This window comes from Bradyrhizobium sp. AUGA SZCCT0158, from assembly GCF_018130065.1.
Lineage (GTDB): Bacteria > Pseudomonadota > Alphaproteobacteria > Rhizobiales > Xanthobacteraceae > Bradyrhizobium.
Genome location: NZ_JAFCME010000007.1, coordinates 286745 through 307026, shown reverse-complemented (window position 1 = coordinate 307026; position 20282 = coordinate 286745). Strand labels below are relative to the sequence as shown.

General features: G+C 63.3%; 18 protein-coding genes. 5 read left to right on the top strand and 13 right to left on the bottom strand.

Features of this window, described 5'->3' with window-relative positions; translation table 11 throughout:
* Positions 1–668 precede the first annotated feature (668 nt).
* Positions 669–1856 (top strand): adenylate/guanylate cyclase domain-containing protein, encoded by a 1188-nt coding sequence (locus tag JQ574_RS13080; RefSeq protein ID WP_212208997.1) that lies wholly within the window; start codon positions 669–671, stop codon positions 1854–1856.
* Positions 1857–1875: 19 nt separating this feature from the next.
* Here JQ574_RS13080 and clpS read toward each other — a convergent pair whose 3' ends face one another.
* A complete protein-coding gene (clpS, locus tag JQ574_RS13075) occupies positions 1876–2181 on the bottom strand; it encodes an ATP-dependent Clp protease adapter ClpS (protein ID WP_212208998.1) in 306 nt (101 codons plus the stop codon).
* A gap of 39 nt (positions 2182–2220) precedes the next feature.
* Positions 2221–3492, bottom strand: coding sequence for an SEL1-like repeat protein (locus tag JQ574_RS13070; RefSeq protein ID WP_212208999.1), 1272 nt, complete (start codon positions 3490–3492; stop codon positions 2221–2223).
* A 293-nt stretch (positions 3493–3785) separates the two neighbouring features.
* Here JQ574_RS13070 and JQ574_RS13065 point away from each other — a divergent pair, with 293 nt between their 5' ends.
* Positions 3786–4655 carry a DUF1194 domain-containing protein gene (locus JQ574_RS13065; protein WP_212209000.1) on the top strand — a complete coding sequence of 290 codons (870 nt, stop codon included), beginning with the start codon at positions 3786–3788 and terminating at the stop codon, positions 4653–4655.
* An 83-nt stretch (positions 4656–4738) separates the two neighbouring features.
* Here JQ574_RS13065 and JQ574_RS13060 read toward each other — a convergent pair whose 3' ends face one another.
* From JQ574_RS13060 to JQ574_RS13020, 9 genes are all read right to left on the bottom strand, one after another.
* Entirely contained in the window at positions 4739–5992 is a 1254-nt protein-coding gene (locus JQ574_RS13060) for a methyltransferase (RefSeq protein WP_212383575.1), read from the bottom strand.
* Positions 5985–6740, bottom strand: coding sequence for a TlyA family RNA methyltransferase (locus tag JQ574_RS13055; protein WP_212209002.1), 756 nt, complete (start codon positions 6738–6740; stop codon positions 5985–5987). Before JQ574_RS13055 ends, JQ574_RS13060 begins: the two co-directional genes overlap by 8 nt.
* A gap of 3 nt (positions 6741–6743) precedes the next feature.
* Complete coding sequence (locus JQ574_RS13050) at positions 6744–7307, bottom strand: nucleoside 2-deoxyribosyltransferase (protein ID WP_212383573.1); 564 nt, start codon at positions 7305–7307, stop codon at positions 6744–6746.
* 99 nt (positions 7308–7406) lie between these two features.
* Positions 7407–9353 carry a 1-deoxy-D-xylulose-5-phosphate synthase gene (gene dxs, locus JQ574_RS13045; RefSeq protein ID WP_212209004.1) on the bottom strand — a complete coding sequence of 649 codons (1947 nt, stop codon included), beginning with the start codon at positions 9351–9353 and terminating at the stop codon, positions 7407–7409.
* A 329-nt stretch (positions 9354–9682) separates the two neighbouring features.
* Positions 9683–10981: a hypothetical protein gene (locus JQ574_RS13040; RefSeq protein ID WP_212209005.1), complete on the bottom strand. Its 1299-nt coding sequence runs from the start codon at positions 10979–10981 to the stop codon at positions 9683–9685.
* A gap of 142 nt (positions 10982–11123) precedes the next feature.
* Positions 11124–11375, bottom strand: a complete 252-nt coding sequence (locus JQ574_RS13035) for an exodeoxyribonuclease VII small subunit (protein ID WP_065730974.1) — start codon at positions 11373–11375, stop codon at positions 11124–11126.
* A 79-nt stretch (positions 11376–11454) separates the two neighbouring features.
* Positions 11455–12381 carry a histone deacetylase family protein gene (locus JQ574_RS13030; protein WP_212209006.1) on the bottom strand — a complete coding sequence of 309 codons (927 nt, stop codon included), beginning with the start codon at positions 12379–12381 and terminating at the stop codon, positions 11455–11457.
* Between the two features lie 104 nt (positions 12382–12485).
* A complete protein-coding gene (locus JQ574_RS13025; RefSeq protein WP_212209007.1) occupies positions 12486–14147 on the bottom strand; it encodes a bifunctional UDP-sugar hydrolase/5'-nucleotidase in 1662 nt (553 codons plus the stop codon).
* Between the two features lie 143 nt (positions 14148–14290).
* Positions 14291–15052, bottom strand: coding sequence for a crotonase/enoyl-CoA hydratase family protein (locus JQ574_RS13020; protein ID WP_212209008.1), 762 nt, complete (start codon positions 15050–15052; stop codon positions 14291–14293).
* 134 nt (positions 15053–15186) lie between these two features.
* Here JQ574_RS13020 and JQ574_RS13015 point away from each other — a divergent pair, with 134 nt between their 5' ends.
* Both JQ574_RS13015 and JQ574_RS13010 read left to right on the top strand, forming a co-directional pair.
* Positions 15187–16140: a ring-cleaving dioxygenase gene (locus JQ574_RS13015; RefSeq protein WP_212209009.1), complete on the top strand. Its 954-nt coding sequence runs from the start codon at positions 15187–15189 to the stop codon at positions 16138–16140.
* Positions 16141–16144: 4 nt separating this feature from the next.
* Positions 16145–16837: a phytanoyl-CoA dioxygenase family protein gene (locus JQ574_RS13010; RefSeq protein WP_212209010.1), complete on the top strand. Its 693-nt coding sequence runs from the start codon at positions 16145–16147 to the stop codon at positions 16835–16837.
* A 726-nt stretch (positions 16838–17563) separates the two neighbouring features.
* Here the strand turns inward: JQ574_RS13010 and JQ574_RS13005 are convergent.
* Both JQ574_RS13005 and JQ574_RS13000 read right to left on the bottom strand, forming a co-directional pair.
* A complete protein-coding gene (locus tag JQ574_RS13005; RefSeq protein WP_212209011.1) occupies positions 17564–18280 on the bottom strand; it encodes a type 1 glutamine amidotransferase in 717 nt (238 codons plus the stop codon).
* Between the two features lie 441 nt (positions 18281–18721).
* Complete coding sequence (locus JQ574_RS13000; RefSeq protein ID WP_212209012.1) at positions 18722–19036, bottom strand: EthD family reductase; 315 nt, start codon at positions 19034–19036, stop codon at positions 18722–18724.
* Positions 19037–19204: 168 nt separating this feature from the next.
* On the opposite strand from JQ574_RS13000, the gene JQ574_RS12995 reads away from it, so the two are divergent.
* Positions 19205–20203, top strand: a complete 999-nt coding sequence (locus JQ574_RS12995; RefSeq protein ID WP_212209013.1) for an aldo/keto reductase — start codon at positions 19205–19207, stop codon at positions 20201–20203.
* Positions 20204–20282 lie beyond the last annotated feature (79 nt).

The window sequence follows — 20282 nt, the reverse complement described above, 5'->3', positions numbered from 1 at the left end:
TGGACGTAACAGTTGCGATTGACGGTCGCAGCTGAAGCGTACGGCGAAAGCGTGTGGTCCTGGCGCCCGTAACGGCGTCAAGTCCTGCGGGAGCTAACGCTTCCGAGGGGCGACGGTGGCAATAGAGGCCGTCTCACCGGGGAGAGCGCGTCATAAGCCGTAAAGCCATTGCGCAGGGAATGTCGGATGTTCTCCGCTGCCCTGTATGCTCGTGTGCAGCTTTCTTAGCACTATCGCACGCGAGACCGCGGGTGCAGCGCGCATCCGGCATTCCCTGCGCCCTCTGAATTGAGAGGGTGGAGAATTTTCAACAACTCGGGCGCAATGCGTCGCGAGAATGCGAACACATATTCAGTTGTCGTCACCCGCGAAAGCGGGTGACCCAGTATTCCAGAGACGCTGATGATGGAACCGAGAAGCCGCGGCGTACTGGATCCCCGTCTGCGCGGGGATGACAGCGTCGTGTGGGGCCGCACTATCCTCCGTCATTGCGAGCGCAGCGAAGCAATCCATGCATCTGTTATGCCGAGACGTGGATTGCTTCGCGGAGCCTGTCATCGGGCGCGCATTCGCGCGACCCGGTGGCTCGCAATGATGCGGATGGACCCCCGGCGGGTTGCGATGTCAGCCTTGACGCGCGCGCAACTTGCGCGACAAATGCATCTGTCATGAACGCATCTGAATTGCAGAAACTCAAGGACTGGCTGGTAGATGGCGCGCGGTCGGCGGCGAACCCGGCGCTGGCGATGGCGGAAGTTTGCGAAAGGCTGGTCAAGGCGGGCATCCCGCTGTGGCGCGCCGGTGTTTTCATCCGGACCCTGCATCCCGATATCTTCGGCCGCAATTTCATCTGGAAGGCCGGCGCCGAGGTCGAGGTCGGCACGGTCGATTTCGGCATCCAGGATACGCCGGGATTTCACACCAGCCCGCTGTCAATCGTGTTCACGCAAGGACGCGAGGTCAGGGCTCACACCAACGATCCGGAGGCCGCGGCGCGTTTTCCAATTGTCGAGGATATGCGAGCCGAAGGCGCCACCGACTATGTCGCCCTGCCGCTGCCGTTCACCGACGGCGCCATCAACGCCTCGAGCTGGACCACCAGGCAGCCGGGCGGCTTTACTGACGAACAATTGAACGCATTGCATTCGGTGCTCCCGCCGCTGACGCGTTACATCGAGATCATCAGCCTGCGCCGCACCGCCATGAGCCTGCTCGACACCTATGTCGGCAACCGCGCCGGCGAGCGGATCATGGCCGGGCAGATCCGCCGCGGCCATACCGAGTCGATGAATGCGGCGATCTGGCTGTCGGATCTGCGCGGCTTTACGGCGTTGTCCGACCGCCTGCCGTCGGAGACGGTCGTGGACATCCTCAACCAGTATTTCGACTGCCAGGTCGCCGCGATCCGCTCCCATGACGGCGAGGTCCTGAAGTATACGGGCGACGGATTGCTGGCCGTGTTTCCGATCGACGAATATGTCGGCGACGAGCAGCAGGTGTGTTCGAAGGTGCTCGAAGCCGCCCGTGAGTCCCGGGCCAGCGTGATGGCAATGCGGTATGCGATCGGGGACACGATCGAACGTTTTCGCTTCGGTCTCGCCCTGCATGTCGGACCAATTCTCTACGGCAATATCGGCGGCGGCAACCGGCTCGACTTCACCTGCATCGGTCCTGCCGTGAATCTGGCGGCGCGGCTGGAGAAGATCGCCAGCCGTCTGCAGCGCACGGTGGTGGCATCGGAAGGTTTCGCCGGCATCTGCCGGGGAGGGTGGAGCGATCTCGGCGAGTTTCCGATCGCCGGATTCTCGAAGGCGGAGCGCGTCTTTGGCCTGGCAGATGAAACGCCGGCGGCCTAGCCGCAGTCAACCTGTGCCGCTATTCCTCGGGCTCTGTGGTGAACAGCAGCGGATAGCCCTTGGCGCGGCCGGCGTCGGTGGCGCGGGTCGCCTTGGTCTCGGCGACGTCCTTGGTGAAGACGGCGACCACGCACACGCCGCGGCGGTGCGCGGTGATCATGACCTTGTGGGCCTGATCTTCGGTCATGCGGAATTCGGCCTTCAGCACCGTGACGACGAATTCGCGCGGGGTGTAATCGTCGTTGACGAGAATGACCTTGTGCAGGCGCGGCCGTTCGGTCTGGGTTTTGACCTTTGTCTTTGGCTTGGCGACGGTATCGATCATTCCTGTGGCGGCTCCAAGCAAAACAGCTCCGCGCCGTTGTCAGCCGGCGCGGCAATCCGCCAGGCGCTGCGTCATGCTCTGATCGCCGCGGCTGACGGCCGTCTCGATCAGTTTACAGGCTCCGGGCCGGTCCTGAAACTGGGCGTTCTGCGACAGTTTCAGGTCGATCAGCGCGGCCATCGCGCCGGGTTCGTCGAGTTCCGCGGCCTCGGTGGCGTAATAGAGCAGATGTCTGGGATTCTTGATCCGGACTTCGGGGTTGCCTGCGAGGATGCGCACCACGTCGATGCGCGCGTCGAGGTCCCAAACGCCGGCCTGGTCGAGCAGGTTCGCCGCCTGCTGGACGTCGCGGGGCACCACCTTGCCTTCGAGATAGAGCCGTCCCAGCACGCCCTTGACGCCTGTCGTGTCGGTGCGTGCCGTGAGCAAAGCAAGGGCGCGCCTGGGATCGGCGGGGCCGCCTTCACCGGCAATCAGCATTTCGGCCAGCGGTGGCGGCGCACCGCCGGGATCGGGCCGCAGCGACTCTTCGAGCAGCGTGCGCGCGCGAACCGGGTCGTCCTTGCGGATGGCGATCGCCAGCTCGCGCCTGGCGCCGAACGCGCCGGCCGCTGCCATTCGCTCGAGGATGTCGATGCCGCGGGCGCGTTCGTCCGGCCTGTCCGACGTCACCAGCAAGCGGCCGAGCAGCACCAGCAGGTCGGCCTTGCTCGCGTCTTTCGCCGGGTTGGCGACCGCACGCTCGGCCCAGTACCGCGCGGCAACCGGATCGCGTTTCACCGTAGAACCACGGTCCAGCAGGATCGCGAGCATCTGCGTGGAAAAGGCATGTCCGAGTTCGGCCGCCTTGCGCAGCGACTGATCGGCCTCGGCGCGCGTCACCATCGGCACCTTGTCGAGGTCGCCGCGGTCCCAGGATTTGTGATGCTCATAGAGTTCGTAATAGGCCTCGGCGTTGCCTTGTGCGGCGGCCTCGCGCAGCAGGGCCAGCGCCTCGACCTTCCTTGCGTAGGGCATCGACCGTGCCACCGCGACCTTGAAATGGGTATTTTCGGGCTCATTGACCAATGCCAGGGTGCAGCTCTCGCTCCGCAATGTCCAGCGGCGCAGCGCCTCGTCGCTCATGTAGCCCTTGGGATTTTCGGAAAGGCGCAGACAGAGCTCGCCGGCATTGGCCGAATTCAGCGCCGGTTCCGCTGGCGCAGCCTCGGGCTGCGCCGCGCCCGACAATTTCGGTGGCAACAACAGCGCCGCCGCGACGGCGAGCGTGGAAAACAGCAGGACCGACGGCACGACCGCGCGCGGCGACATTCGCCGACGCGCAATTTCGGGACGTTTCGGGGGTATGTCCATGTCCACGCCATCTGCGGCCTGGTCGCCGCACGCCCCTTCTGTCGCGGTGAATGCCGGATTTGTTCAATCGGAGATCACGGTATTGCTTCGCTCTGTGACTGATCCTCACCATCGCGAATCGAGGCGCGGCAACGCTTGCCTCGAATCGAGGCAGTGGAGAGCTAACCCAAATGTGAAGGACAGATGATATCTGCCCTTTGCGCGGCGCAATTTGCGTGTCACCATTGTCGCCAGTCGACGGGAGGGCAGCGATGCGCTGGTATGTCTCGATCGGAGCTGTGCTTGTGGCAGGCGTACTCGCCGGTGGCGATGTCGCGGGGGTCGCCGCGCCGGGCACAAGGAACCAACTTGGCCATCCGCCAGGCCTTCAATTGGCGGACAAAGCAGCCAACCCGACCGTCGATGTCGAACTGGTCCTCGCCGTCGACGTCTCCTATTCGATGGACATGGATGAGCTGGCGATCCAGCGCGAGGGGTACGCCCAGGCCATCGTCTCCAAGGAGTTCCTGCAAGCGCTGAAGACCGGCCCGCACGGCAAGATCGCGGTGACCTATTTCGAGTGGGCGGCTTCCACGGACCAGAAGATCATCATTCCGTGGCGATTGATCGATGGTCCGGAAACGGCGGATGCCGTTGCCAACGAGATCATGAAGACCCCGATCCGCCGGGCGTCGCGCACCTCGATATCGGGTGCGATCAATTTCGCCATGCCGCTGTTCGACGAGAATCCGCATCGCGGGTTGCGGCGCGTGATCGATATTTCCGGCGACGGTCCGAACAACAACGGTGGTCCGGTCGTCGTCGCCCGCGATGCCGCACTGGAGAAGGGGGTCGTCATCAATGGTCTGCCGATCATGGTGAAGGAGCCGTCCTATTCCACCATGGATATCGACAATCTCGATGCCTACTATGAGGATTGCGTGATCGGGGGGCCCGGCTCGTTCGTGGTGACGATCAAGGAGCGCGAGAAATTCAAGGAAGCGATCCGGACCAAATTATTGCTCGAAATCGCGGGCCGCACGCCGGAACGGCCGGTGGTGCCGGTTGCAGCCAAGGAGAAGGAGCCGCGGGTCAATTGCCTGATCGGTGAGAAGATCTGGCAGGACCGCTGGGGGCGGTGACGTCGTAGGATGGGTGGAGCGAAGCGATACCCATCATCGCTACTGCAACGGCGGTCGATGGGTTTTTCTTCGCTCAACCCATCCTACGATTTTTTCCGCACGAAGCGCGCCACCAGCTCGATATGCGGCGTGTGACGAAACTGGTCGACCGGCGTCACGCTCTCGATCGTGTAGCCGCCGTCGATCAGGATTCTGGCATCGCGCGCGAAGCTCGTGACGTTGCAGGACACCGCCACCACTGTCGGGATTTTGCTCGCCGCGAGCTGCGTCACCTGCGCCTGCGCGCCCTGCCGTGGCGGATCGAACACGATCGCATCGTAATCGCGCAGTTCCTGCGGCATCAGCGGCCGGCGGAACAGATCGCGCGCCTCGGCCTTGACCGGCTTCAGCCCCGACGTCGATGTCGCGGCCTTCTGCAAAGCTGCTACCGCATTTGCGTCGCTGTCGAAGGCGGTGATCCGCGATCTGGTGGCGAGGCGAAGCGCGAACGGGCCGACGCCGCAAAACAGGTCGGCGATATGCTTGGCGCGCTTGCAGTGGCCGGCGACCAATGCTGCGAGCGCTTCCTCGCCGGCCACGGTCGCCTGCAGGAACGACCCGGGCGGCAGGGCTAGCTGGGCGGCACCGATGCTGACGACCGGCGGCGTTCGCATCAGCACCAGTTCGCCATGGCGCGTCAACCGCGCCAGCTTGTGCCGCTCGGCGACATCAGACAATCTTGTGATCAGCGCTGTCGCAAGCGCGCCGGAGCCACGCACGTCGACATCGAGGCCGCTGCTGGTGGCCGTGATCTGAATGTCGAGCGGCTTTCCAACCGAGATCAGCGGTTCAGCGATCGCCCAGGCGGCCTCAAGCGCGCCGTCCAGATGCGGGTCGAGGATCGGGCAACGGTCGATCGGGATGATGTCGTGCGAACCGGCCGCCGCAAAGCCAACCTTGAGCACTTCATGCGTACCCATCCGCGCGTGCAAGGTGATGCGGCGTCGGCCAAGGCCATGGGCGTCGATCAGGGGGGCGACGTCGCAAGCAATCCCGGCTTGCGCCAGCGTCGTGACCACGATTTCCCGTTTCCAGGCGCGATAGGGCGCAGCGTCCCAATGCTGGATGGCGCAGCCGCCGCAGGCGCCGAAATGCGGACAGAAGGGTGCTATGCGCGCCGCGCTGGCGCGTTCGACCTTGATCAGGCGTCGGCGGTCCGGATGACCCGGCACGTGCTCGACCTCGACGGTTTCGGTGCCGAGCGCGTAGGGCACGTAGACGCTGATGCCGCCGGCCGTGACGACGCCGTCACCGCGGTGGCCGACATGGTCGATGACAAGTTGTTCGGCTTCAGCCACGGCGCGCACCGAGGAAGAATTCGAAGTTGCCGTCGCCGCCGGTGATCGAGGATGGAAATACCTGGATGTCGGTGCAGCCCTGCGAGGTCGCGAATGCCGCGATGTCGTCGCAAATTTCCTGATGCACCATCGCATTGCGGATGATACCGCGCTTGGAGTGCTTTCGTGCCGCCTCGAACTGCGGCTTGATCAGCGCCAGCAGATGCATGGGGGCGGCCGCCAGCGACAGCGCCACCGGCAGCACCGCCTTCAGCGAGATGAAGCTGACGTCGATCACGACGATGTCGGGTCGTGCGGGCAGGCGCTTGCCTTCGAAGGCGCGAATATCGGTCGCTTCCATCGAAACGATCCTGGGATGGCCCTGCAGCGAGGGATGCAGCTGGCCGTGGCCGACATCGATCGCGAACACGAGGCTGGCGCCGTTCGCGAGCAACACCTCGGTGAAGCCGCCGGTCGATGCGCCGACGTCGAGGCAGACATGGTCTTCGATTTCGATCGGATATTGTTCCAGCGCGCCCGCCAGCTTGACGCCGCCGCGCGAGACATAGGGATGCGCGGGTTGCCCGGCGAGATTGGCGTCGGCGGCGATCAGGTCGGACGCCTTCGCGACCGGTTTGCCGTCGGCCGTTACGCCGCCGGCCTCGATCGCGGCGCGGGCGCGAGCCCGGCTTTCGAACAGGCCGCGTTCGACCAGCAGCACGTCCGCGCGCTTGCGGGAAGCAGTCTTGTTGTCGTGCGTGTCAGCCAATTTTCAGCTCGATTTACCTTTGACGTGATCCACCGCCAATTCGACGCAGGCCTCGAACGCGGTGAGGTCGTGCCAGACATCCGCAGACAGCTGACGCGGTGTCACCAGCGGGCAACCGTGCAGATCGAGCGCATGAATCATCATGAGATTATCCGGCCAGCCGAAATCTTCCACCGTAAGCCCCTCCGGATCGACGAGCCGCCCGTCGGCAGATGTCGTCACGTCGCACATTCGCGCGACGCGATCGCGATAGACAGTCGGGTCGTTGCTGTAGGCGAGACAGAATTTGCCGCGACCCGCCGCATAGCCGAGTTCATAGACCGTACCGGCGTCGGCACTGGGGCCCCGAAATGGCGTCAAATTGGCAATAATGGCATCCGCCGCATCCATCATCGCTTCATTGGCCTTGAAGATCCTAAGCGAAGCGTCGCTGGCCGACAGGTCGACGAGATTATCGAGCGGATAAAGTCCGGTCAGGCCTTGGCGGGCGCAGATTTCGGCCTTGCGCCGTCCGATCTCGATCGCGTCTGGCAGGAATACATCGGGGCCTGCCAGATAGATCTTCATGGGATCACCGGGTATTTCAGACGCGTTTTCTTGACGCGAACCGGTTCCCACCCCGGATCAAATCCGGGGCAGGCCTTCGCCTGAAAACGCCATGCAATCTCAGGCGAGCTTGACCGTCTCGGCCTTGTAATCCTTGCCGAGCGCCTCGAACACCTTGGCCACGATGCCCTTGGCGTCGAGGCCGGCATAGGCATACATCGCGTTCGGCGAGTTATGGTCGATGAACTCGTCGGGCAGGATCATCGCGCGCATCCGCAGTCCACCGTCAAGCATACCGTTGTCGGACAACGTCTGCATGACGTGCGAGCCGAAGCCGCCGATCGAGCCTTCCTCGATCGTGAGCAGCACTTCGTGCTCGCGCGCCAGCTTCAGCACCAGATCGACATCCAGCGGCTTCATGAAGCGGGCGTCGGCAATCGTGGTGGAAAGGCCGTGCGCTGCGAGTTCGTCGGCGGCCTTTTCGCATTCGGCCATGCGCGTGCCGAACGACAACAGCGCGATCTTGCTGCCCTGGCGGACGATGCGGCCCTTGCCGATTTCGAGGGGAATGCCGACTTCGGGCATCTCGACGCCGCGGCCTTCGCCGCGCGGATAGCGCACCGCGCTCGGACGGTCATTGATCGCAACCTGCGTGGCGACCATGTGAACCAGTTCGGCTTCATCGGAAGCGGCCATGATCACGAAGTTCGGCAGACAGCCGAGATAGGCGTTGTCGAACGAGCCGGCATGGGTGGCGCCGTCGGCGCCAACGAGACCGGCGCGATCGATCGCGAAACGAACCGGCAGGCTCTGGATCGCCACGTCGTGGACCACCTGGTCATAGCCGCGCTGCAGGAACGTCGAGTAGATCGCACAGAACGGCTTGTAACCTTCGGTGGCGAGGCCGGCCGCGAACGTCACCGCGTGCTGCTCGGCGATACCGACGTCGAAAGTGCGGTTGGGGAAAGCCTTGTTGAAGATATCGACGCCGGTGCCCGACGGCATCGCCGCAGTGATAGCGACGATCTTGTCGTCCTTCTCGGCTTCCTTAACGAGGCTCTGGCCGAATACGTTCTGGTAGGCGGGCGCGTTCGGCTTGGCCTTGGCCTGCGCGCCGGTGGCAACGTCGAACTTGACGACGGCGTGGTATTTGTCGGCGGAGGCTTCGGCCGGGCCATAGCCCTTGCCTTTCTGCGTCACGACATGAACCAGGATCGGGCCGGTCTCCATGTCGCGGACGTTCTTCAGCACCGGCAGCAGATGGTCGAGGTTGTGACCGTCAATCGGACCGACATAGTAGAAGCCGAGTTCCTCGAACAGCGTGCCGCCGTCCATCATGAAGCCGCGGGAATATTCCTCGACGCGGTTGGCGCGGTTGGCGATGATCTTCGGCAGGCGCTTGTTGATCTGCTTTGCCGCCTCGCGCAGCGTGCGGTAGGTCTTGCCCGAGTAGAGTCGCGACAGATACGCGCTCATCGCCCCAACCGGGGGCGCAATCGACATGTCGTTGTCGTTGAGGATCACGATCAGGCGCGAGTTCATGGCGCCCGCATTGTTCATCGCCTCATAGGCCATGCCTGCTGACATCGAGCCGTCACCGATCACGGCGATAATGTTGTTCTTGCCGCCGGAGAGGTCGCGCGCCACGGCCATGCCAAGGCCGGCCGAAATCGAGGTCGAGGAGTGCGCGGCGCCGAATGGATCGTAGTCGCTCTCGCTGCGCTTGGTGAAGCCGGACAGACCGCCGGCGGTGCGCAGCGTGCGGATCCGATCACGGCGGCCGGTGAGGATCTTGTGCGGATAGGCCTGGTGGCCGACGTCCCAGATCAGGCGGTCACGGGGAGTATCGAAGACGTAATGGATGGCCGTGGTCAGTTCGACGACGCCGAGGCCGGCGCCGAAGTGCCCGCCGGTCACCGAAACCGCGTCGATGGTTTCCTGGCGGAGCTCGTCGGCAACCTGCTGGACCTGCTCGATCTTGAGCTTGCGAAGGTCATCGGGGGTGCGGATGGTATCGAGAAGGGGCGTCTTACTAAATTCGGTCACAGCGATATTCCAATTTTGCATGTCGGAGCGAATGGTCCGACGCGAGATGGATTGCGCGTTAACCGCGCAGCGAAAATCCAGAGCCCGGGTGCCATCTCGGCAGGCCGATTTCTGATTTGAAAGCCAAGATACACTCCGGATCGAGCCATGTGATCTACATCACGCTGGTCCGTTTAACCCTTCCCGGTCAGTTTCTTCAGCCATTTGAAGAACTTGCTTCCGTCGGAAATGACCGGCAGACCCGCTCTCCACAGCCCATAGAATTGCAAGCTTTACACCAAAGCGGCGGCCAAAGCCAACCCGCTGCTAGGTCAGGGTTCCCGGCCGTTCGGTTCAAAAACCTCGATTTTTTAACCGCTCCGGCGGGCGGAAGGTTCCATGCCGCCTAAATCGTTGGCATCCGGCGCGCCGGCCCTGGCGGTTTCGATCCGTTTCCAGGCCCATTCGCGCGCAGCCGGATCGCCGGTTGCAACCGCCAACGCGGCATCCGGAACGGCCATGCGCGCGCTCAGGGGGATCGGTCCGCAGACGATCATGAAGAAATCGTAGGCGTCGGGCTGTTCGTTGGCCATCACGAACTGGAAATGGACCCGGAAGAACTGCCAGCGGAAAGTCTCGTAATGGTCGGCCCGGACGATGTCGCGGAAACGCACCGCCACGATGGTGGGATTGCGCCTGATGGTGCCGACCTCGATGCCGTGGCTCTTGATCGGATCGAACTGGTAGAAGTTCATCACGTCCTTGCGTGCCTGGCAGTCGATCCAGTCGATCGACGGCTCGACGGCGAGCTGGCGCAGATGCTCGCGGAAATCCTTCGCCGCCGCGTGGAAGCCGATGATTGGTAAATTGCCGCCGATCGTCAGCAGTACGATGCGCGGACCGTGACGTCCCAGTGCGGGGTCGAGCTTGAGCGCGCGCGCCAGCATTTCGGTGCCCAGGAATGATCCGGAACTGTGGCCGACAACGACGATCTCTTCGGCGTCACTCGAATGCGCCACATTGACGAGGTGCTGCGCGAAGCGGTCGAGGCGCTGGTCCCAGTCGGGGCGGGCGCGGTGCGCAAAGTCCCAGGTCCAGATCCAGTCGGACAGCAGATAGAGCACGTAAGTGCTGTTTTCGGTGTATTTCAGCAGGATGCCAAGCAGTGCCACGAATATCGCGATCGAAGCGGCAATGCTGAAGGGCGCCGGGATACCCAGCGCATCGAGGCCCTTCATGAATACGAAGGCGATGCCGGCCGAGCCCAGGGCTTCCAGCAGCAGCACGAAATGCGGGTAGGTGATGAAGGCCGCGAAACGCCAGTTCGCACGTGTGAAGCGCGCGAGCGTGCCGTTGAACACCAGCCGCCAATAGATCCAGACCGCGTTGAGAACCGTGCGCCAGATCGGCGAGGCGAGGTCGCGCTGGATGAAGTCTTCGAAGCGCAGGAAGTCGTAGCTGGTACGGGTCTGCCAGTCGTCCGCCTTGGTCTCGATGGTCCAGGACGCCATCTCGTCGTCGGCTGCTACCTTGGGCCGGCTGATGGTGGCGGAAAGCTGGTACAGCCGGCCGAATTTCCGCAGTTCGGTACGGAACATGCGATAGTATTGCGCCAATCCGCGCGGATCGTACCCCTGTATGTAGATGATATGGCGGTGCTGAACGCGCACGAACTGTCCCCGGGTGCTGGCCGGACTATATCAGGCCGTTTTGCGCGCCAAGAACTAATTCGGCGGCTAATTGGGTAGCTAATTCGGCCGCTACTCGGCCCCTTGCGGGATGGCGGGTGTCACATTCGCCTAATGTTCCCGATTATTGCACGTCGAGCGGCTCGGTGCCGGTCACCTGTCCGCTGGCATCGGTGGTGATCTTGTCGACGCGGGCCTCGGCCTGCCGCAGCAACTCCTCGCAGCGCCGCTTCAGGGCCTCGCCGCGCTCGTAGATCGCAACCGATTCCTCAAGCGGGACCTTGCCGTCCTCGAGCCGCTTGACGATCGATTCAAGTTCCTCGATCGCGCGCTCGAAGCTCAGCTTTTTGACGTCCACTTGGGTGTTTTCGGCCATATTGTGTTCCCGGATGCGCAGATCAAATCGTGATGCGCAGAATCAAACGAAGTTTTTGCGGGCGTATTGTGGCGAGGTTTCAGGCGCCCATCAATGCGGTGACATGGGATGCGACCGACTCTTTCAGCCCCTGCAGATCGTAGCCGCCTTCCAGCACCGAGACCACCCGGCCACCGGCGCTTGCATCCGCGACATCCATCAGCTTGCGCGTCACCCAGCCGAAATCCTCCGCCTTCACGTTGAGCGAGGCCAGGGGATCGCGGAAATGCGCGTCGAAGCCGGCGGAGATGATGATGAGTTCGGGGCTGAATTTCTGCAGCTGCGGCAGGATCAGGTTTTCGAACGCCATGCGGAACTTGACGCTGCCGTCCTCCGACGCCAGCGGCGCGTTGACGATGGTGTCGTGCTCGCCGCGCTCGCCGGAGGCGCCGGTGCCGGGAAACAGCGGCATCTGGTGCGTCGAGCAATACATCACGGTCGGATCGGACCAGAAAATATCCTGCGTGCCGTTGCCGTGATGGACGTCGAAATCGACCACCGCCGCGCGCGCGATGCCGTATTTCCGCTGGGCATGGCGGGCGGCGATCGCGGCATTGTCGAAGAAGCAAAAGCCCATCGGCTTGCTCACTTCGGCATGATGGCCGGGCGGGCGGACCGCGACGAACGCGTTGTGATGGGCGCCGGACATGACCGCGTCGGTCGCGGCCACCGCACCGCCGACGCCGCGCATCACAGCTTCCCACGTCCCCGGCGACATCGAGGTGTCGCCGTCAATATAGATCAGGCCGCTGGTGGGCGCGATGTGGCGGAGTTCGCCGACATAATGCTCGCCATGGCACAGCGTCACGGAATCAAGACTGCCTTCCGGCGCTTCGCCGCGCACCAGCGCCTTGAAGCGGTCCTCGCCGAGCACCTCGGCGACCGCGCGCAGCCGGTCGGGACGCTCGGGATGTCCCGGCGGCGTCAGATGGTCGAGACAGGCGGAATGCGTCAGTAACAGCGTCATGCGAAATCCTGGCGTGCGGGCGGGCCGCGAACGCACAATCTAGGCGCTCGGCGGCCGCTCGGAAAGGGCCATGGTTCCTTCCCGCGGGGGAGGCGGACTGCACCTCAGTTGATCCGGGCGATGCGATTGACGGCACCGGGGGCGACCGGACTGTTGGCCAGGAAATAGCTGTTCAACGCGTCGATGTCGTAGACGCCGATTCGCGGGGCGGTTCCTTGGGTGAGGACCGTAAAGCCGTCGCCGCCGACCGCGAGGAAATTGTTGACAGTCACGCGATAGCTCCCGGCGGGGTCGATCGGCGCGCCGTTCAGCGCCATTCGCTCCGGGAGAATGCGCTCGCCGTCCGGCTTGCTGTTGTCCCAGGCGTAGCTGAAACCCTTCGAGACCTGCAGGATCCGCGGCCGTTTCGGATCGAACCATTGCTGCTCCAGCATGTCCTTGATCTGCTTTCCGGTCAGCGTCAGCGTCACCAGTTGGTTGCGGAACGGCTGGCTCGCGAACAGATCGGCATAGGTCACGGCGCCATCTTCCTTGCGCGTGATGTCGATGCGCACGCCGCCGGGATTGGTGAAGGCCATCACCGCGCCGCCGTTCGCAGGCGCACTGGTCGCGGCGAGCTGCGCGTCGGCGATGACGTCGCCGAGCGGGCTCTCGCCGGCATTGTTGGGCACGCGCGACAGCGTTTCCGTGATCGAGCCCGCCGGACGGTTGGCGATCGGCGCGGCAACCCTGTCATAGGCTTCGATCAGCGCGGTCTGCTCGGGATTCTTGGCGTAGGCCTCGGTGCGGACGATGGTGTTGTTGGCCCTGGCGCTGACGATGTCGCGGCTGGCCGGATCGAGCTTGACGTCGATGGCGGTAACGATGGTGCCGTATTTGTCGCCTGACGTGACCAGCCTGCCGTCGATCTCACAGACATAGGCCTGATGGGTGTGGCCGGAGACGACGATGTCGACCGCCTTGTCGAACTTCCTGACGATATCGACGATCGGGCCTGATATGCCCGGGCACTCATTGTAGTCGCCGGTCGGCAGGCCGCCTTCGTGAATCAGCACCACGATGGCCTCGACGCCGCGCGCCTTCAGTTCGGGGATCAGCGCGTTCACCGTCTCGGCCTCGTCGCGGAATTCGAGGCCGGCGGCGCTCTCCGGCGAGATGACGTTGGGCGTGCCCTTCAGGGTCAGGCCGATGAAGGCAACCGGAATGCCCTCGAAGGTTTTGATTTCATAGGCGGGAAGCACGGTCTTGCCGGTCGCCTTCTCGAAGGTGCTGGCGGCCAGATAGCGGAATTTCGCGCCGAGGAAGGGATGCGGCCCCTGACATTTGTCGACGGGATGGCAGCCGCCGTTCTGCATGCGCAGCAGTTCGGCCTTGCCTTCGTCGAACTCGTGATTGCCGACCGAGGAAATATCCAGTCCCATCATCGACAGCGCCTCGATGGTGGGCTCGTCGTGGAACATCGCCGACAGGAACGGGCTGGCGCCGATCAGATCGCCGGCAGCGACGAAGATCGAATTCTTGTGGCCGTCGCGAAGTTCCTTGACCAACGTTGCCATGTGCTCGGCGCCGCCGGCGGCGACGAACATCTTCTTGGTCTTGTCCTCGGGATCGGCGACCCGGATCCCGAACTGCGGCGGGCGGAGATAGCCGTGAAAATCATTGATCGCGAGAATGCGCAGATCGATGGGGGCGGGGGTTTGGGCGAGGGACGCGGCGGGAGCCAGCATGATCGCCGAAACAAGGATGTGACGAAGGAGAATTTTCATGGAGCTAACATGCGAGAGCGGTTTTCTGATTCCCCGTCATTGCGAGGAGCGTAGCGACGAAGCAATCCATTCTTCCTTTATGCGGCGCGATGGATTGCTTCGCTGCGCTCGCAATGACGGATGGGGAGGGAACGTCTTTCCCTCTACCCCTTCTTGCGGTCGAAGAATTTCTTGAACGCTGATATCGCTTCCTTGGAGCGCATCCGTTCGCCGAACAAATGGCCTTCCTGGTCGATCCGGCGGGTCATGTCCTCCGGCTGCAGTTTCAGCAGCTTGCGCGAGATCGCCACCGCTTCGGCCGGCAGCGCGCAGATTTCGCGCGCCACCTTGCGCGCTTCGGCCTCGGTATGCCCCGGCGCCACCACGACGTTGACGAAGCCGGCGGCGTGCGCATCGTCGGCGCTGAATTTGCGTCCCATCACCAGCATCGCGAACGCGCGCTGGTGTCCCATGGCGCGGGGCGCCAGCAGGCTGGAGGCGCCTTCCGGCACCAGCCCGAGATTGATGAATGGTGTCGAGAACGTCGCGGTATTGCTGGCCAGCACGTGGTCGCAATGGAACAGCATCGTGGTGCCGATGCCGATCGCGATGCCGTCGACGGCGGCGATGATCGGCTTGGTGTTGTGCGCCAGCGAATAGAGAAACTTTGCGGCGTTGGAGGCGCGGGGCAAATCGGGATTGGAGGTGCCGTCTTTGAGGAAATCCTCCAGATCGTTGCCGGCGGTGAACACGCCGGAGCCGCCGGTGATGATGAGGCAGCGGATGGCCGGATTGTCCTGCGCCTTGTTGATCGCATCGCTCATCGCGCGATACATGTCCTGGGTGATCGCGTTCTTCTTCTCGGGCCGCCGCATCGTGATCACGCGCGTTGCGTCTTCGTCGGACACTATGATGTGTTCGGTCATGAAGTTTGTCCCTGAACAGGCCGGCGACAGGGCCGCTGGCGAATAATCACACTATATCCTACATGATCATATCCTACATGATCCCGAAGACCCAAATCGCCGCGCTTGTTTTTCCTCGCGATAAGGATGATGCCATGCAGCTCACCGGAATTCACCACTTGACCGCGGTTTCGGCGAAGCCGCGCGAGAATCTGGCCTTCTACACCGGCCTGCTCGGCATGCGGCTGGTCAAGAAGACGGTCAACCAGGACGACGTCAGCGCCTACCATCTGTTCTATGCCGACGGCAAAGCCAATCCCGGCACCGACCTCACCTTCTTCGATTTTCCGGCGGCGCCGGAGCGGCGCGGCACCAATTCGATCTCGCGCACGGGCTTGCGGGTCGCGGGTGAAAAGACGCTCGGGTTCTGGCGCGACCGCCTCAAGGCGGCGGGCGGCGTGACTGGCGATGTCATCGAGGTCGACGGCCGGCTGACGCTGCCGTTCGAAGACGGCGAGGGGCAGCGCCTGGTGCTGGTCGATGACGGCGGGGCTGGCGCTTCCTCGCCCTGGGAGCGCAGTACGGTTCCGGCCGAGCATCAGATCCGCGGTCTCGGCCCGATCGTGCTCACCGTGCATGATTTGTCGCGTACCGCGTTGGTGCTGACCGAGGTCATGAACATGCGCCGCGTCCGCGACTATGCCGCGCACGGCGCGCAGATTCACGTGTTCGCGATGGGCGAGGCAAGGGACGAGAACAATCTCGCCGCCGAACTGCATGTGCTCGAGGACAAGGCATCGCCGATGGCGGGGCAGGGCGCCGGCGGCGTGCATCATGTCGCGTTCCGCACGCCCGACGAGGCGCAGTATCATGCCTGGACGCAGCGGCTGAACGAGCTGCGCGTTCGCAACAGCGGCGAGATCGACCGGTTTTACTTTCGCAGCCTCTATTTTCGCGAACCCAACGGCATCCTGTTCGAGATCGCAACCGACGGCCCCGGCTTTGCGACCGACGAGCCGATGGAAACGCTCGGCGAGAAACTGGCGCTGCCGCCGTTCCTGGAGCCGCGCCGCGCGGCGATCGAGGCGGGGCTGAAGCCGATCGGGTAAAGGCATGACCATCGCTCTTTCTGCGAATGAAGCGGCGACGTTCGCCGAGATCGGCGCGCTACGCATGCACGCGGCGCTCGGCGCGTCGGAATTGCGCGACCTTGAAGATTCGGTCGCCAATTTGCCCGCGGATCAGGCCGGCATCAGGCTTCACGGCAATGCCGAGGTGCGGCGATTTCTTGCGCCGCCGGGAGCCGTTTGGAAAGTCGCTGCCGCGGTCCTCGGTGAAAGCTGTCATCCCGTCAGAGCCATTCTTTTCGACAAGACAGTTTCGACCAACTGGGCGCTTGCCTGGCATCAGGATCGAACGATCGCCGTCGCTGGACGCGTCGAGGTCGCGGGCTTTGGTCCCTGGACCGTCAAAAGCGGATTGCTTCACGTCGCGCCGCCATTTGACCTGCTGGCCGGCATGGTGACGCTGCGCGTTCATCTCGACCCTGTACCGGCGACGAACGCGCCCCTTCTGATCGCGCCGGGATCGCACCGGCTGGGTCTGATCCCCGAACCCGAAGTAAAGAGCGTCGTTGAAAAATGCGGGGTCGCTGTTTGCCTGGCTGACGCCGGCGATATCTGGCTCTATGCGACGCCTATTTTGCACAGCTCGGAAGCGGCCAGCGATCCGGTTCATCGAAGGGTCCTGCAAGTTGATTTTGCCGTCGGCGATCTTCCGGGTGGCTTGAGCTGGCTCGGGGTGTGAAGAGCGCGTAGCCTGCTTCTTGCTCGGTGTCGTCCCGGCCTTGAGCCGGGACCCATACTCCGCGGCGGTTGTTGTTGCAGAAGGTCGCAAACGCCTGCGCTCTCACCGATGGGCCGCGGCGTATGGGTCCCGGGTCAAGCCCGGGACGACGGCTGTGTTTGTCGCTGCAGCATTATCCAAACACACCTTCGCATTCTCGCGGCCTGATAAGCCCGAGCTTTGCCAGAAATTCCTCGCCCTCTCCAATCAGAGGGCGCAGGGAATGCCGGATGCGCGCTGCACCCGCGGTCTCATGTGCGATTGTGCTAAGAAAGCTGCACATGAGCATACAGGGCAGCGGAGAACATCCGACATTCCCTGCGCAATGGCTTTACGACTTATAACGCGCTCTCCCCGGTGAGACGGCCTCTATTGCCACCGTCGCCCCTCGGAAGCGTTAGCTCCCGAAAGACTTGACGCCGTTACGGGCGCCAGGACCACACGCTTTCGCCGTACGCATCAGCCGCGACCGTCAATCGCAACGTCAGCGTCCACCGCAACCCGCCCCTCGTCGTGACGATGGCCAACGCCCCTTGTGTCCCGGGCGGTTGTTCCTGAGCAGCTCGTAGGATGGGTGGAGCGATAGCGATACCCATCAATTCCGGTTTGCGCTTGTGCGATGGGTTTCGCTTCGCTCTACCCATCCTACGCACTACGCTTACTGCGCTAACAGCCGCACGAAATCGATCACGCTGTACGCGGCCTCGCCAGAAAACGCGCGATGGCACGGCCGAGGTCGGCGCTGTCGAGGGGCTGCTCGAGCGAAGCCTTGGCCGCCGCGACCAACGGTTCGGGAGCGTTGTTCTGACCGGCTTTCTCGCAACAGAAATGCGCAAAGGCCGTGGTGAATTCGGGATGCGGCTGCACGGATAGCGTTACGCCGTTCGCATAGAGAAGGCCCGCGTGCGGCGTAAACGCCGAATGGAATATGGTTGTTGCCCCCGTGGGTGGCGCGATGACCTGGTCCTGATGCGAGGCGGGAATTGCGATTCTATCGCCCTCGATCACGCCGTTGCCGGGCGCGACGTCATAGACGTGACGCCCGATGCCCCAGCCCTTTTCCGATTTGCGCACCGTTCCGCCGAGCGCCTGCGCGATCAATTGATGGCCGAAGCAGATTCCGGCCATGGGAGTTTTTGCTTCATACGCCGCGCGGACAAAGCGCTCGAGAGGTGCGATCCAGTCGAGATCGTCGTAGACGCCGGCCGGCGATCCCGTGAGCAGAATGGCTTCGAGGCCGGCGGGATCGGGCAGCGCTTCGCCATCGGCAAGCCGGACCGTCGCAAAGCTCGCCGAGGCATCCGCCTCGCCAAGCAGCCGTTCGAACATCTGGGGGAAGGAGCCGTGCCGCGCGCGATTGGCAGGCGAAATGACGCCGGTTTCGATGATCGTGATTTTCGGCATGAAAGTTTTCCAGGGCACCAAAGCATAAAGGCACCACAACATGAAAGAGCCTCAGCTCCTTGGGGAAAGAGCTGAGGCCCGACGCGGCTTCTTGGGGTTCGCGGCCAGGATTTTGTCAGGGGGGCGATGTCCGGCAGCGTTTGAAAATGATGCCGAGATTTCGGGGTTTCCGCAACAGACATCGTGGAACGAACCCGCTTCTTTGGGGGTAGTCCGAATTGGCTTTCCCATCACATGCTTCAGCGCTTGACCAGGCAAAGATAAGGTTAATGCTTGGGGTGGGTTGCCACCGGATCCGCGCAACGCGCGGCCCGGTGATAAACTCCGCGTAACCCACCGCTGTTCGTATTCGCGTCGGCGGTGGGTTACGGCTTACGCCTTCTCTTTGCGAGCTATGGCGGACAAGTCACCTGACCCACCTACGTAGCGACGCAGCCGCCGTCAGCCGACGACGACTTCGCTGATCTGCATGACCGGCGCGATGTCGGTGTAGTTCTTGATGTCGCCCATGATCTCTTTGGCATGCGGCCCGAAGCCGGCCTGGAAGGACTCCACCGAGTCGGCGAAGATGTGACACATCCCGACATAGGTCGCAGGCGCACCGGGCGCGCCGCCGCCGAGGCCCTTGTCCACCGTGTAGGACTTGCAGGCATCGCCCATGCGCGCCTTGACCAGCGGCATGTGCTTGTCGCGATAATAATCGTGGTCGAAGCGCGCCCCCGGCGTGTTCGGATACATAACGCTTACCTTGATCATGGCGTGCTCCTCGTTTGATATTCGCCGGTTGATTTCCGGCACAGGTCCAAACTGTGCGTCAGTTTTACCGATCCCGCAACTCTGAAACACCGGGTTGCAGTTGCATCGGTCGCAAATTACTTCGGGGCGAAAATCTGGAGTATGGTACGAGCAGCCGGAGGAACAGCGATGCAATTGCGGGTTTTTGGGCGCACGGGAATGCAGCTCTCGGTGCTGGGCTTTGGGTGCGGCGCCGTAGGCGGCGTGATGGTGCGCGGCGATCCGGCCGATCAGGAGCGCGCCGTCGCGCGGGCGCTCGATGTCGGCGTGAATTATTTCGACACCGCGGTGCTGTACGGCGACGGCCAGTCGGAAAGGAACCTTGGCCGTGTCTTGCACAAGCTGAAGCCGGCCAACGCGATCGTCGGCACCAAGGTTCGAATAGCGCCCGATGCGTTCGGTCGCATTGCCGACGCCATTACCACGTCGCTCGAAGGCAGTCTGGCGCGACTGGGTCTTGAGCACGTCGACATCTTTCACCTGCACAATCCGATTACCGTTTCAGGCGGCGGATCGGCGCTGAGCGCGCGGCAGGTGCTGGACGAGGTGGTGCCGGCGTTCGAGCGGCTGCGTCAGCAGGGCAAGATTCGATATTTGGGGATTTCGGCGGTCGGCGACACCGGGGCGCTGCATCAGGTGGTCGATGCCGGCGTCTTCGACAGCGCGCAGATCGTCTACAACATGCTCAATCCATCCGCCGCCGAAGAACTGCCGAAAAATTATCCGGCGCAGGATTATGCGCGGTTGTTCGATCACACACGGGCGGCCGGCGTTGGCGTCGTCGGCATCCGCGTGCTGGCGGGCGGCGCCCTCTCGGGCTCGGCCGCGCGTCACCCGATTGCAAGCCCGGCGCCCGAGCCGATCGGCTCAGCCATGAGCTACGATGCCGATATCGAGCGCGCCCGCCGTCTGATGCCGCTGGTGGAGGAGGGGTCTGCTTCCAGCCTGACCGAAGCTGCGACGCGGTTTGCGCTGTCGCACCCGGCGATGGGCACCGTCCTGGTCGGCATGGCGACGCCGCAGGAGTTCGAGGGTGCATTCGCGGCGGTCGAAAAAGGGCCATTGCCGCAGGCGGCGCTCGACCGGCTGGCGACATTGCGGCAGGCGTTCTCCGGCGAGGCGCGGTGAATGGCGACGCGTAGGATGGGTAGAGCGCAAGCGAAACCCATCGCCTTTGTGCGTGGGTGCGATGGTGGGTTTCGCTTCG

Coding starts and splice junctions, on each gene's coding strand:
- JQ574_RS13065 (WP_212209000.1), top strand. CDS start 3,786: ATGCGCTGGTATGTCTCGATCGGAGCTGTGCTTGTGGCAGGCGTACTC.
- JQ574_RS13050 (WP_212383573.1), bottom strand. CDS start 7,307: ATGAAGATCTATCTGGCAGGCCCCGATGTATTCCTGCCAGACGCGATC.
- JQ574_RS13080 (WP_212208997.1), top strand. CDS start 669: ATGAACGCATCTGAATTGCAGAAACTCAAGGACTGGCTGGTAGATGGC.
- dxs (WP_212209004.1), bottom strand. CDS start 9,353: ATGCAAAATTGGAATATCGCTGTGACCGAATTTAGTAAGACGCCCCTT.
- JQ574_RS13010 (WP_212209010.1), top strand. CDS start 16,145: ATGACCATCGCTCTTTCTGCGAATGAAGCGGCGACGTTCGCCGAGATC.
- JQ574_RS12995 (WP_212209013.1), top strand. CDS start 19,205: ATGCAATTGCGGGTTTTTGGGCGCACGGGAATGCAGCTCTCGGTGCTG.
- clpS (WP_212208998.1), bottom strand. CDS start 2,181: ATGATCGATACCGTCGCCAAGCCAAAGACAAAGGTCAAAACCCAGACC.
- JQ574_RS13000 (WP_212209012.1), bottom strand. CDS start 19,036: ATGATCAAGGTAAGCGTTATGTATCCGAACACGCCGGGGGCGCGCTTC.
- JQ574_RS13015 (WP_212209009.1), top strand. CDS start 15,187: ATGCAGCTCACCGGAATTCACCACTTGACCGCGGTTTCGGCGAAGCCG.
- JQ574_RS13035 (WP_065730974.1), bottom strand. CDS start 11,375: ATGGCCGAAAACACCCAAGTGGACGTCAAAAAGCTGAGCTTCGAGCGC.
- JQ574_RS13020 (WP_212209008.1), bottom strand. CDS start 15,052: ATGACCGAACACATCATAGTGTCCGACGAAGACGCAACGCGCGTGATC.
- JQ574_RS13025 (WP_212209007.1), bottom strand. CDS start 14,147: ATGAAAATTCTCCTTCGTCACATCCTTGTTTCGGCGATCATGCTGGCT.
- JQ574_RS13005 (WP_212209011.1), bottom strand. CDS start 18,280: ATGCCGAAAATCACGATCATCGAAACCGGCGTCATTTCGCCTGCCAAT.
- JQ574_RS13030 (WP_212209006.1), bottom strand. CDS start 12,381: ATGACGCTGTTACTGACGCATTCCGCCTGTCTCGACCATCTGACGCCG.
- JQ574_RS13070 (WP_212208999.1), bottom strand. CDS start 3,492: ATGTCGCCGCGCGCGGTCGTGCCGTCGGTCCTGCTGTTTTCCACGCTC.